Source organism: Xylanibacter oryzae DSM 17970, assembly GCF_000585355.1.
In the GTDB taxonomy this organism is placed as follows: Bacteria; Bacteroidota; Bacteroidia; order Bacteroidales; family Bacteroidaceae; genus Prevotella; species Prevotella oryzae.
In genome coordinates, this window is sequence record NZ_KK073873.1 from 1,339,287 (window position 1) to 1,352,440 (window position 13,154).

The window sequence follows — 13,154 nt, forward strand, 5'->3', positions numbered from 1 at the left end:
ATTTATTTATTATCGTCTACAGAGACTTCATCCAGCAGCCGGTCTATCATATCCATCTGCTTTTCGTCTGAGTCTAACTTCTTACGAAGTATCTTCTCAGCAATCTGAACGCTGAGTTCAGCTACTTGGGCACGGATCTCGCGTATGGCGTTCTGTTTCTCGCTATCAATCTCAGCCTTGGCTTCTGATATCAAACGGGTTCCTTCGTCTTTAGCTTTGTCTTGCGCCTTAAGTACAATGGCATCGCGAGTGTCGGCAGCTTCTTTTAATATCTGCGCCTGTTTCTCGCGTGCTTCTTGCAGCATGGATTCACTTTCAATACGGATATTGGCTAGTTTCTCGTTGGCTTCGTGAGCTTTTTGAAGGCTATCATCTATGTATGCCTTGCGGTCGTTTACCATCTTTACGATGACGGGGAAACCCCACTTCCACAAGATTGCAAGTACAATGATGAACACAAGGGCCATCCAGAACAGCAAACCAGTATCAGGAATTAATAATGACATAAGCTGTGATAAAAATTATGCAAACAGTGCTAGCAATGCTATAATGACAGCGAAGAATGCAACACCCTCAACAAGAGCAGCTGCGATAATCATACTTGAACGTAGATCACCCATCTTCTCTGGCTGGCGTGCCATAGCATCCATAGCCTGACCACCAATACGTCCAATACCAATACCTGCACCAATGGCAGCTAAACCTGCGCCTACAGCGGCACCAAACTTTGCGATAGCAACATCTGCTAATAATAATGATAACATAGTTTTGAAATTTTTTAGTTATTATTTTTTTGCTTATTATTCTAAATATTTGTGCTAGAGCTATTTAACCATTTTAGCTTCAGCCTCACCTTTAACATGGGCGAGCGAGATGAATACTGCACTAAGCATTGTAAATACTAATGCTTGAATGAAGCATACCAGAATTTCGAGAAGCATCATGAAAATGCTCATCGCTACACTGACTACAGTCATTGATGAACCTGCTACTGCGTTGACTCCAAACATAATGAAGATTATGCATGTAAGTGATATCGCAATGGCATGTCCAGCCATCATGTTGGCAAAAAGTCGAATCATAAGTGCCAACGGTTTTGTGAAGATACTGAAGAATTCAATGAATGGCATTAATGGTACCGGTACCTTAAGCCACATAGGAACTTCCGGCCAGAAAATATCTTTCCAATATGCTTTCGTGCCTGTAACATTTGTTATCACAAATGTACAAATGGCTAAGAAAAACGTACAGGCTATATTTCCCGTAAGGTTACCTCCTCCCGGTGGAAAAGGCATAACTCCCATGATATTGGCTATGAAGATAAAGAAGAAACACGTAAGTAAATAAGGTGCATATTTGTCTGCTTCCTTACCAAGAGATGCTTTCACTACATCATTATAGATGTACATGATAAACATGCTCATAAAGCCGGTGAATCCTTTTGGTGCGGAATCATCAACTTTGTGTTTCTTGCACCAACGTGCAGGTACTAACACACATATCAATAACAGGATTGCGTCTATGAACAATACGGTTACTGTCTTTGTTATAGACAGGTCGAGAGGACGTACCTCTGCACCGTTGACAGTCTCGCAAATCTTGTTTTCATGGTCTTTACTGCCAGATATGTAAAGTCCATAAGGACCGGGGCGGTTGCCTTTAGCGTCTTTCTCTTCAGAAAAGGCGCTACTGCAAAACACATGCCAGCCTGTGGTACTCTTCACTATGACAGGGAGACTGATGATGACTGGTGTCTTACCTATATTGGTGATGTGCCATTCATAAGAATCCTTGATATGACCCCACAAAGTGCCTTGAAAATCGATACCTTTCTTTGCTGGTTCTGAACCTGAAGCATAAGAAGGTGCTACGACTAGCGCCAACATCAATATCAAGAGCAATTGTTTTAATCTTGTCATATTATTTTTCTATTTTATTGTGTTTCTCTACTTTTGAGAAGTATAATACATCAAAGATGAGTGTTGTGAGATAAAACACGATGAACATTATTATAAAATTGCGGATGTCTGCATGGACGCGGACTACCAGACAATATATAACAATCACCATTACAGCTGTAAGCATACGCAATGCCGATGCTGCCATATAGAACTTGGTTAAATTCATTGGTGATGACTTTGCTACTGCCTTCCAACTGTATCCGTATATATACAGGACCAATATTGAATAGACTGTAGATATAGCCAGTTCGGGTGCCATAAGCGGGCGATCAGTGATGCCTGACAAATACGTTAGGCAACCCATACAGCACAATGCTAATGCTATGACAAGCCATAGACTACGCTGGATGTACCGCTTTGTTATCTCTTTTACCTTATTTTCATTCATGCTGCTATACTTCTACACAGATGCGAACCTCATTTTTTTGTACTTCAACAAAACCTGCGGCAATGGCCAACTGTTTCTTTCCTTCTTTGTTGGTATACTCTATTACACCTTTTTGTAAAGATGAAATAATTGGAGCATGATCTGTAAGTATCTCGAATGAACCTAAGGTTCCGGGAACTTGCACACTCTCTACTTCGCCTGTATACATAACCTTTTCGGGAGAAACTATATTTAATTTTAAGCTCATATCCGTACAGTTTATTTTTATGCTTTTGCTGCCTCAAGCAACTTTTTGCCTTTAGCTATAGCGTCTTCAATAGTACCAACATTCAAGAATGCCTGCTCTGGAAGGTCATCTACCTCTCCGTCAAGGATCATCTTGAAACCTTTTATACACTCTTCGATAGGTACCATTACACCTTTTATGCCTGTAAACTGCTCGGCTACAGTGAAAGGTTGAGAGAGAAAACGCTGTACACGGCGTGCACGGTTCACAGTTATTTTATCTTCATCGCTCAACTCATCCATACCTAGGATGGCAATAATATCCTGCAATTCCTTATAACGTTGTAGTATCTCTTTGACACGTTGAGCTGTTTCGTAATGGTCTTTTCCTACAATAAGCGGGTCTAGAATACGAGATGTAGAACCTAATGGATCTACAGCAGGATAGATACCTAATTCGGTAATCTTACGACTTAACTCTGTAGTGGCATCAAGGTGCGTAAATGTTGTAGCTGGAGCAGGGTCTGTCAAGTCATCAGCAGGCACATATACAGCCTGTACTGAGGTAATAGAACCTTTCTTTGTAGAAGTAATACGCTCCTGCATTGTACCCATCTCACTAGCCAATGTAGGCTGATAACCTACAGCTGAAGGCATACGGCCTAACAGTGCAGATACTTCTGAACCAGCCTGTGTGAAACGGAAAATGTTATCAATAAAGAACATTATATCTGACGCTTCACCGTTTTTACCTCCGTGATCACGGAACTCTTCTGCTACAGTAAGTCCTGAAAGGGCTACTGATGCGCGGGCGCCCGGTGGCTCATTCATCTGACCATATACAAGAGTAGCCTGACTTTTCTGCAATTCTTCAGGATCAACGAGAGATAAATCCCATTTACCTTCTTCCATTGCTTTTTTGAACTTATCGCCATAACGTACGACTCCTGAATCTATCATATCGCGGATAAGGTCGTTACCTTCACGGGTACGCTCTCCTACTCCTGCAAATACTGAATATCCATTATGACCTTTGGCTATATTATTGATAAGTTCCATAATAAGAACTGTCTTTCCTACTCCGGCACCTCCAAAAAGTCCAATCTTACCACCTTTCATATATGGCTCAAGAAGATCAATAACTTTAATACCTGTAGCAAGCATCTCTTTATGCGTGGAAAGGTCTTCAAACTTAGGCGGTTCGCGATGGATCGGATAGGCTCCCTTCATATCGAGTGGTTCCATACCATCAATCGGTTTCCCGATGACATTCATCATACGACCTTTTATTTGTTCACCTGCCGGCATGACAATAGGACTACCTGTAGGAATAGCATCCAAGCCGCGCTGCAGACCGTCTGTATTATCCATAGCTACTGTACGTACAGTATCTTCACCGATGTGCTGTTGTACCTCTACAATGAGATCTCGGCCGTCGGGACGGACAATCTTCAAGGCTTCATGAATTTTCGGCAACACTTTCTCAGGATCCAGTCCCTTTGTATCGAAGTAAACATCGATAACAGGACCGATAATCTGTGAAATGTGTCCAATAATTTGTGACATAAGCGTTATTATATTAATACGTTAAAATTCTATAGGAAACAAAAGTACCAAATATTCTGAGACTGGCAAAATAATATGCGTTTGCTGTTCGCAAATATACCAATAATGCAGAACTATCGGTTTTTTTATATACTCAGTTCGTCTAATACTTTAATAAGACTCTTATCAAATGGTTTATCTGATCGGATAGCCTCGCTAAAAGGTACATAAACGACTTCATTATTACGAAGACCAACCATAACATTACGCTGACCTTGCATAATTGCCTCAATAGCTCCTACGCCGGTACGACTTGCCAATATACGGTCGTGTGCCGAAGGGCGACCACCACGCTGCAGGTGACCAAGGATTGAAACTCGAACATCATAGTCGGGAAACTCTTTGCGTACACGGTCTGCATAATATAAAGCACCACATTTAGGACTTTCTGATACAATGACGATACAGCTTCGTTTACTCTTGCGAATACCACGCTCCATAAAGCGCGCCAACTGGTCAACATCTGTAGAGTCTTCTGGAATAATTGCGGCTTCAGCACCACTTGCGATAGCACTGTTCTGAGCCAAAAAGCCTGCGTCACGCCCCATAACCTCTACGAAAAATATTCGTTCGTGGCTCTGGGCTGTGTCTCTAATACGGTCTACGCATTCTACTATTGTATTCATGGTAGTATCATAGCCTATTGTGGAATCAGTTCCATACAAGTCGTTATCTATAGTTCCAGCCAGACCGATACAGCAAACATCATACATTTCAGCAAAATCTCGGGCACCGGTTAAAGAACCGTTTCCACCGATTACAACAAGAGCGTCTATACCTTCTTTAACAAGATTGTCATAAGCTTTTTGTTTACCTTCATCTGTCATAAAATCCATACTGCGAGCTGTCTTTAGGATTGTACCGCCTGACATGATGATACCACTAACATTCTCTGTAGTAAACGGATGGATATCGTCATTAATAAGGCCATCATAACCCCTGTATATGCCTTTAATGTCAAATCCATTACAAATACCTGCACGGGTTACGGCACGTATAGCAGCATTCATTCCTGGAGCATCTCCTCCTGAAGTCAACACTCCAATTGTTTTAATTTTTGCCATAATAGAATTCTCCTTTTACCTATATTATTATATATTTATTTGCAAATAAAGTACTCCTAATCCTAGTAACCAGCCTATCAAGACTTTAACTCCAAAATTACGGATATACCATCCCACATGTACTTTTTCCATTTTTATTAATGCCAGTCCGCTGAGTGAACCTATTGACATTATGCTACCACCGACAGCTGTACAATATGATATAATTTTCCAATATGCGCCATTTTGCACAAATGACATCATATAGTCTGAATCAACCCAATGATTAAGTGTGCTTGCATCCAATATCGGATATAATGAGAACAAGCTCATCGCTGATGCAAAATTATCCAATACGGTGCTCATAATTCCTGATATTATACCTAATATCCATATATTGTGTATATTATAATCACACCATTCTGAACACCATTTGATTGCACCGGTTTCCTGAACGACTCCAATAGCAAGCATTATACCCATAACAAAAAGCATCATCTGAATTACGCCATATTGTAAAACGCGTGGTATACGACGCTGAATTCTCTGGTCTGCATTAATAAGTTTGCGATTCACTACCTCATTTACTACCCATAGCAATGACAGTACGCAAAGGGCACCAAGAAAAGGACTGAGCTTCGTTATGTTATGAAATGTAGGTATAAACCACAATCCACCTATACCAACGATAAACATAAGAAGGCGCTGCCATCCGTTAAGATTAGTATCATCACCACGATACGGCATTGCGGCCATTTCGATATCAACCGTATCAGGCAGATTACGGCTAAGCAAATATGTAGGTACTATCCAAGCAATGATACAGGGTAAGGCCAACGACGCTGAATAATTAGAAGCTGTAACAGCTCCTGTATTCCACAATACAAGCCCGGTGGTATCACCTATCACAGTAAGAGCGCCACCGCAGTTGGCAGCCAATACAATAGCGCATCCATAGAGGATACGCTGACGTCTACTGTGTAGCATATCATGCATGATTACCAGCATCATTGTCGTTGTTGTAAGATTATCTAGGTTTGCTGAGATTATGAATGTAATAATCGACATTTTCCATAATAGTTTACGACTATGATGAGTCCTAATAAATTGAGAAAGGAAGTCGAAGCATCCATTGTTATTAAGTATCTCTACAATGGTCATCGTTGCAAGGAGAAACAAAACAATCTCTGAGGCCTTACCTACATACTTCAAAAAAATATTTTGTGCTATATATTGCTTGACGGAAACACTTGTTGGTACTGCTCCTGCAAGGAAATCGGAATATTCTTTGGGGTGTTGACTCATTACAAAGTCATTGCCATAACAGATGTATAGCACCCAACCAACAGTACACATGAGCATTGCCACAGCGGCTTTGTTCACATTGGTTATCTTCTCTGTTGCTATGAGAATATAGCCTATCAGTAATATGGCGACAATAATCAGTGTCATAAATCAATATTTAACAGCTACAAAGTTACTAAATATTATCAAACGACAAAGAAATGCGACATTTTTTTATATCGGTTTAACGGGTTTTTAATAGATTGACACTTAATTGACCTTTTTATTTTTAAAATTGTACAATTGGTTTTGTATACAAAAACAATGAGTTTCTTAATATATCTCTAATGATTTTACAGCGAGTTGAACTTATGTTTCAATTTAGTCCACAACTTTGTCTTACGATGTAATATTCGTAATGAAATAACAGAACTGATAATGAATAGTAAAGTACCTAAAATAGAATAGTAGACCGGATTCGCTATATAAGTGACTGCATATGCAAGAAGGCCTATCGTTATCTGCATAAGTGCATATAAGACAACGGATTCGGTCATTTTATATTTATATTTATAGCGAGCAAAAGCAATGAGCATAACAAATTCAATAAAACCGGAAATGGTCAATGCGAAACCTGCACCTGTAAGTCTAAAAAGACTAAATCCCAATATTACAAGAATAACAACAACTATATCATACACAGACTCTAAAAATAAGTATGTTTTTGAATCACCTTTTGCCAATGGCAGATATTCTATAGGTAATTTTATTGCACGGAAATACATTGCTATTATCACTATTTGTATCATTCCCATAACAGGAAGAAACTTGCCGCTATAAAGCAATGGCAGTATAACCGGCAAGGCTATCATAAAAAAGACCAGCATAGGCGAAATGATAAGCAATGACACTTCGATCTGACGATTGACAACTAGATTCTGCTGCTTCATGTCATTACCTATAGCAGACAATCGTGGAAAATAATCAGTCTCCATAGCTGAGAATACCATACCGGCATATGTCATTGTTATCATATGACCTGCATTATAAAGGCCAACCATGGTTAATGAAGATGTTTGATTGATAAATGATCTTATCACGAGATCTGTTCCACTACCTAAGATGCCAACTATAACAAAGGCAAAGCCTAATTTTAGCATGCCATTATCATTATATATGATTTTCTTTGAAAAATTTATTTTGACATGATATAACTTATACGAATACATTATTGTTACTAACATTGACGCAAAAGACATCAATAAGAGTGAAGGTACAATGCCTTTTTGACCATAGTAATAATATAATGGTACAGAAATAATCAATGCTAATATTACTGTTATGACCTGTACTTTGGCCAACTTAGAAAGTTGTCTGACACCTTTCAATATAGCAATTTCTCCCCCTGTAACAGTCATCATTGCAATGATTGGCGACAATATTACAAAATGCAATGTATGATTTCCGCTAGAGAAAACAACTTTACTGAGCACCGGACTCAAAACTATACACAAAAGCATACCGGCAACGGCTACTAATATAGAGAATGTCCTGACTTTAGATATAGTATCTTTAAGATAATCTAAATCACCTTCTTCATAAGCAGATGAAATATTTCTGACAGCACTCATCGGTATACCGCAATTAGTAGAATCCGACAGAAATTTAATTGTCGAATTAAAAAGTGCTATTAATCCCATACCTTCAGGTCCAAGCATAAGGGCCACCAATTTGTTTCTGACTAATCCTATGAGAATATTAAGTCCTTCTATTCCACCAAAAGCACTTGTATATTTTAGTATATGATTGTATGAGCTACCAGTATCTTTCATTTGTGATTATAACGCATAAATTCATATTATATTACTTTTATCTAAATAAACGATTTCATATTTCATATTTTCAATTAAATAACATATCTTTGCAATATGAATTTGAGTATTATCATACCGGTCTATAACGTTGAAAGAACCATTCGTCGATGCCTTGACAGTGTACTTGCTGATACCTACAGCGACTATCAAATTATAATAGTAGACGATGGCTCTAATGACTCATGCCATTATATATGCGATGAATATGCTCAAAAAGATACACGAATTGATGTTATTCACAAAAAAAACGGAGGGTTGGGTAATGCAAGGAATACAGGTATCAATAAAGCCCAAGGCGAATATATTACATTCATAGATAGTGATGACACTATAGCAAAAGGCACAATTACATCTCTTATGGAAATTCTCAATAGACATAAAGAATATGATATATTGGAATATCCTATTTATGAACATTTTGGTGTTAAGTCAAGGCAGAAATTAAGAAGTTTCTCTGATTCAGAATATAGTAACACTAAAGATTATTGGTTCAAAACAAAAGCTTACCTTCATACATATGCATGCAATAAGATTTATAAAAAGTCGCTCTTCGATGGTTGTTTATACAAAGAGCAAAACTGCTTTGAGGATTGTATAATACTACCTGATTTACTGAAAAGATGCGACGTTATTGCCACAACAAGTTTAGGCCTGTACTACTATTATGTCAACAAAGAAGGTATAACAGAATTGTCTGGAGCAAAAGAATTAACAGATTTGCTTAATGCGCATCTATCACTTATAAATACGCCTCTTTCGTCAATTGCTTCTGCTGATTATTATTTACGTTTGCTTAATATTCAAATGGATATTTATGAGTTAGCTGGCGGTTTGCCTATCATACCACCTTATACTGGTAGTACTTGGAATGCATCGCCAAAAGTATTATTGTCTAAAATAATAGGAATTAAAAGTCTATGTCAATTAAACAAGTTTATCCACAAGACGATATTTCGTCACAGCCGTTAGTAAGTTTTATAGTTACGACTTATAATCTACCTGTAGAATACCTACTAGAATGTATAAGAAGTATTATTACACTATCATTAAGGCCGCAAGATAGAGAAATAATAGTCATTGATGATGGAAGTGATGTTTCGCCTATAAATGATATTCTGGATATCAGAAATGATATAATATATGTCAGACAAAAAAATCAAGGGCTGAGCGCAGCAAGAAATATAGGGATACGCATAGCTACCGGATCATATATACAATTTATTGACAGTGATGATACTCTAATACGCACTCCTTATGAACATTGTCTTGATATCGTAAGATACCACAAGCCTGATATTGTTTTATTTAACTGTACAGAAAAGCCAAAAGCAGAAACGCCGATGAATTTCGAAGGACCGGTATCAGGAACTGAATATATGCATAATAATAATTTAAGAGCATCTGCGTGTGGCTATATATTCAACAAAAATATTTTATTAAATCTCCATTTCACTATTGGTATTTTACACGAAGATGAAGAATTTACTCCTCAATTAATGTTACGAGCGGAGCATGTTTTTGAGACCAATGCTGATGCATACCACTATAGACAACGTGAGCATTCTATTACTCACGACAGAAATATCAGGCATAAAATAAGGCGAATAAATGATATAGAGCATATACTATATCATTTACAGGAAGTATCTTTTACATTACCTGCAATTGACAGAATAGCGCTTGAAAGACGCATTGCACAACTTACGATGGATTATTTATATAACATCATTGATTTGACTCACAGTAGTAATAAACTCAATAAATCTATTGAGCGACTTACAAAACATGGATTGTTTCCTCTGCCTGACAAAAAGTACACAAAAAAATATACCGTATTTAGAAGAATGATTCAAAGTAATATCGGAAAGAAATTGTTGATTCTTAGTATTTGCAAGTTCAAATAACATGAAAATATTATTAATAGGTGAATGCAGTAATGTTCATTGGACCTTGGCAGAAGGTTTACGGAAACTTGGGCACAAAGTGACTGTTCTATCTGACGGGAACGGATGGAGAAATTACCATCGCGACATTTCTCTTACTCGTAAATATTTCAAATTAGGTGGCATTATATATATTATAAGGTTGTACGTGATTATGATTCGCCTAAGAGGGTATGATGTTGTTCAGATTAAGAATCCTATTTTCATAGATATAAAAGCGAAGCGAATTTTTAAAGTTTACAACTATTTGAGAAAACACAACAAGAAGGTCTTTTTAGGCGGATATGGTAACGATTGGTATTGGGTTTATACTTGCTGTAACGAAAAGCCTCTGCGATACAGCGATTTCAACATAGAAGGATTGTTACGTACAAATATAGATGCTTTAATACAAAGAAAAGAATGGATAGGTACAGATAAGGAAGCACTAAACAGGTACATAGCAAAAGATTGTGATGGCATTATAACTTGCCTTTATGAGTATTGGTGCTGTTATAAGTTGCATATTCCGAACAAGACACATTTTATACCTTTACCTATAAAAATGAATGAATACGCAAAAGATAAGAATACATTGCGTAATAACAGTAAAATTAAGTTTTTCATAGGAATTGACAAGGATCGTAATGAATATAAAGGCACGGATATTATGTTAAGCGCTTTAAAAAGCATAAAAATGAAATATTCTGAAAAGATAGATATTGTCAAAGCTGTATCTATTCCTTTTACTGAATATGAAAGGTTAATGAATGGATGTGATATTATTCTAGATCAACTATATAGTTACACACCTTCAATGAATGCCCTACTTGCAATGAGTAAGGGTCTTGTTGTAGTTGGTGGTGGAGAAGCTGAAAACTATGAAATAATTAGTGAAACAGAATTAAGACCTATAATAAATGTTCTACCTAATTATAATAGTGTTTATAATGAACTCGAAAAACTTGTTCTGCATCCTGAACGCATTCCTAAATTAAAAAGACAAAGTATAGAATATATACGCAAGCATCACGACTATATAAAAGTAGCCCGACAATATGAAAAATTATATCTTAATACATTAAATGAATAATGGCACTAAAAAAAAGATATAGATGTGAACAATGCGGATACGAAATAGACACATACGAAGGCCGTGGATTGTTCGGACAACATATATCAGCAATGTATTGTCCTGACTGCCATACAATACAGAATATTGTTGTAGGAGGGGTAATTGGAGACATAGCACCATCATTCAGTTCTGAAGTTAACAGACTATGCCTAAGATGTGGTAGCGATAAAATAACGAAATGGGATTATCACACCTGCCCAAAATGTAAAGGCGAGATGAAAGAAACGAATGATAATGAGTTCTGGACATAGAAAAAGGAGAACTGTAAACAGTTCTCCTTTTAATTTTTTTGCTTATAAAACTTATTCAGCCTTAGGAGCCTCTTCTGTAGGTGCAGTTTCTTCAACTGGAGCCTCTACAGGGGCATTCTCAGCAGCCTTTGCAGCTTCTGCTTCTGCTTTTTCAGCAGCCTCAGCAGCTTTCTTATCAGCTACTTTCTTAGCAATTTCTTCATTTACTTTTTTCTCTGCTTCGAGTTTCTTTTCGTAAGCATCTTTCTTTGCCTGAGCTGTCTTATCAGCAACAGCTGCAAATCCTTTTTCTTTGTTCTCTTTCCAAGCGTCAAATTTAGACTGTGCTGCAGCTTCGTCGAAAGCACCTTTCTTTACTCCACCTTTAAGGTGTTTCATCATGTATACGCCTTCGTCTTTAAGAATGTTACGAACAGTGTCTGTAGGCTGTGCGCCAACTTCTACCCAGTAAAGAGCACGATTGAAATCCAAATCTACTGTGGCTGGATTGGTGTTAGGATTGAAAGTTCCAATCTTTTCAGTAAATTTACCATCACGTGGTGCATTAACGTCAGCGATAACAATTCTGTAGAAAGCATAGCCTTTACGACCGCCGCGCTGTAATCTGATTTTTGTTGCCATTTAATTTTTTGTTTAATTAGGTTTGAATTATGCTATCAACTCGTAATAGCGGGTGCAAAGATAAAACTTTTCCACCAAACCTGCAAACTTTTCCTGTTATTTTTTAACAAGAGTAACTCCAGCTTCCATTCCTTTTACGCTACTCATAAGAGATACAATAGTCTTAGCATTGGCATTACCTGAAGCATTAGCTACTGTCTTAAACAATGTTAAAAGTTTTGTGGCATCTGTTACCATCTGAAGTTTTCCTGAATTTATCTGTGTAGTGATAACGATTGTTTCTAGTCCTGCATATGTCAATTGCAATTTTGAATTAATGACTTTCCAAGTACCAGTCAATGTCTTTCCTTTTATTTTTTCAGTAAAACTGCCGTTCTTTGCAAACGCGATTGACATAGAGCCCTTTTTAACTCCGTAATTATTAAGTTGTGCCTGTAATTTACTTTCTATTTGTTGTGCTGCAATTTTACTAGCGGCCTGGGTCAGCATGTTATTAGAAGTAAATACTATTGCAGGTTCTGAATAGATCCAAGTTCCAATTATTTTGTCTGATGTCGCTTGTTTGTTACTAGAAAATATGGTAGTCAATGATGAAGCCATATTTGCATTACTACTTGAAGTAGAATTCATAATGCTACCTAAATCTATCTGTGCACTTACACCTGCACTGACCATTAACATAAGGCTCAAAACTGCGCCTTTAATAAACATTTTTTTCATCTTATTGTTTTTGTATAAATATCGCGCAAAATTAATCTTTTGTTACCAACGACCCAAATAAAATTTATAAAATATCTATATTATTTTTTATTTTTATTACTTTTGCGAATTATAAGTCATAATAT

Annotated in this window: 15 protein-coding genes; 4 read left to right on the forward strand and 11 right to left on the reverse strand. The window is 37.2% G+C overall.

The window, feature by feature from the left end; translation table 11 throughout:
- Window positions 1-2 precede the first annotated feature (2 nt).
- The 9 genes from atpF to XYLOR_RS05615 all read right to left on the reverse strand — a co-directional run bounded on the left by atpF (window position 3) and on the right by XYLOR_RS05615 (window position 8,338).
- Complete coding sequence (gene atpF, locus XYLOR_RS05575) at window positions 3-506, reverse strand: F0F1 ATP synthase subunit B (RefSeq protein ID WP_036877682.1); 504 nt, start codon at window positions 504-506, stop codon at window positions 3-5.
- 15 nt (window positions 507-521) lie between these two features.
- Window positions 522-764, reverse strand: a complete 243-nt coding sequence (atpE, locus tag XYLOR_RS05580) for an ATP synthase F0 subunit C (protein WP_036877683.1) — start codon at window positions 762-764, stop codon at window positions 522-524.
- A gap of 60 nt (window positions 765-824) precedes the next feature.
- On the reverse strand, window positions 825-1,919 hold the full coding sequence (gene atpB / locus XYLOR_RS05585; protein WP_036877685.1) for a F0F1 ATP synthase subunit A: 1,095 nt from the start codon (window positions 1,917-1,919) through the stop codon (window positions 825-827).
- Window position 1,920: 1 nt separating this feature from the next.
- On the reverse strand, window positions 1,921-2,349 hold the full coding sequence (locus XYLOR_RS05590) for a hypothetical protein (RefSeq protein WP_036877686.1): 429 nt from the start codon (window positions 2,347-2,349) through the stop codon (window positions 1,921-1,923).
- 4 nt (window positions 2,350-2,353) lie between these two features.
- Entirely contained in the window at window positions 2,354-2,596 is a 243-nt protein-coding gene (gene atpC / locus XYLOR_RS05595; protein WP_036877687.1) for an ATP synthase F1 subunit epsilon, read from the reverse strand.
- 17 nt (window positions 2,597-2,613) lie between these two features.
- Window positions 2,614-4,140: a F0F1 ATP synthase subunit beta gene (atpD, locus tag XYLOR_RS05600; RefSeq protein ID WP_036877689.1), complete on the reverse strand. Its 1,527-nt coding sequence runs from the start codon at window positions 4,138-4,140 to the stop codon at window positions 2,614-2,616.
- Between the two features lie 125 nt (window positions 4,141-4,265).
- Window positions 4,266-5,243 carry a 6-phosphofructokinase gene (gene pfkA / locus XYLOR_RS05605; RefSeq protein ID WP_036877691.1) on the reverse strand — a complete coding sequence of 326 codons (978 nt, stop codon included), beginning with the start codon at window positions 5,241-5,243 and terminating at the stop codon, window positions 4,266-4,268.
- Window positions 5,244-5,270: 27 nt separating this feature from the next.
- Window positions 5,271-6,674, reverse strand: a complete 1,404-nt coding sequence (locus XYLOR_RS05610) for an SLC13 family permease (RefSeq protein WP_036877692.1) — start codon at window positions 6,672-6,674, stop codon at window positions 5,271-5,273.
- 185 nt (window positions 6,675-6,859) lie between these two features.
- Window positions 6,860-8,338: an oligosaccharide flippase family protein gene (locus XYLOR_RS05615; RefSeq protein WP_036877694.1), complete on the reverse strand. Its 1,479-nt coding sequence runs from the start codon at window positions 8,336-8,338 to the stop codon at window positions 6,860-6,862.
- Window positions 8,339-8,434: 96 nt separating this feature from the next.
- Here XYLOR_RS05615 and XYLOR_RS05620 point away from each other — a divergent pair, with 96 nt between their 5' ends.
- Genes XYLOR_RS05620 through XYLOR_RS05635 form a run of 4 tightly spaced genes read left to right on the forward strand, consistent with a single transcriptional unit; the run spans window position 8,435 to window position 11,688 of the window.
- Entirely contained in the window at window positions 8,435-9,349 is a 915-nt protein-coding gene (locus tag XYLOR_RS05620; RefSeq protein WP_036877696.1) for a glycosyltransferase family 2 protein, read from the forward strand.
- The gene (locus tag XYLOR_RS05625) at window positions 9,298-10,284 is read left to right on the forward strand and encodes a glycosyltransferase family 2 protein (RefSeq protein WP_036877697.1); all 987 of its coding nucleotides are present in this window, start codon (window positions 9,298-9,300) and stop codon (window positions 10,282-10,284) included. The genes XYLOR_RS05620 and XYLOR_RS05625 overlap by 52 nt, the downstream gene beginning before the upstream one ends.
- A 1-nt stretch (window position 10,285) precedes the next feature.
- Window positions 10,286-11,395, forward strand: a complete 1,110-nt coding sequence (locus tag XYLOR_RS05630; protein WP_036877698.1) for a glycosyltransferase family protein — start codon at window positions 10,286-10,288, stop codon at window positions 11,393-11,395.
- Window positions 11,395-11,688 carry a hypothetical protein gene (locus tag XYLOR_RS05635; RefSeq protein ID WP_036877699.1) on the forward strand — a complete coding sequence of 98 codons (294 nt, stop codon included), beginning with the start codon at window positions 11,395-11,397 and terminating at the stop codon, window positions 11,686-11,688. Before XYLOR_RS05630 ends, XYLOR_RS05635 begins: the two co-directional genes overlap by 1 nt.
- 51 nt (window positions 11,689-11,739) lie before the next feature.
- Here XYLOR_RS05635 and XYLOR_RS05640 read toward each other — a convergent pair whose 3' ends face one another.
- Entirely contained in the window at window positions 11,740-12,309 is a 570-nt protein-coding gene (locus tag XYLOR_RS05640; RefSeq protein ID WP_036877700.1) for a 30S ribosomal protein S16, read from the reverse strand.
- A 96-nt stretch (window positions 12,310-12,405) separates the two neighbouring features.
- The gene (locus tag XYLOR_RS05645) at window positions 12,406-13,029 is read right to left on the reverse strand and encodes a lipocalin-like domain-containing protein (protein WP_051508892.1); all 624 of its coding nucleotides are present in this window, start codon (window positions 13,027-13,029) and stop codon (window positions 12,406-12,408) included.
- Between the last annotated feature and the right edge of the window lie 125 nt (window positions 13,030-13,154).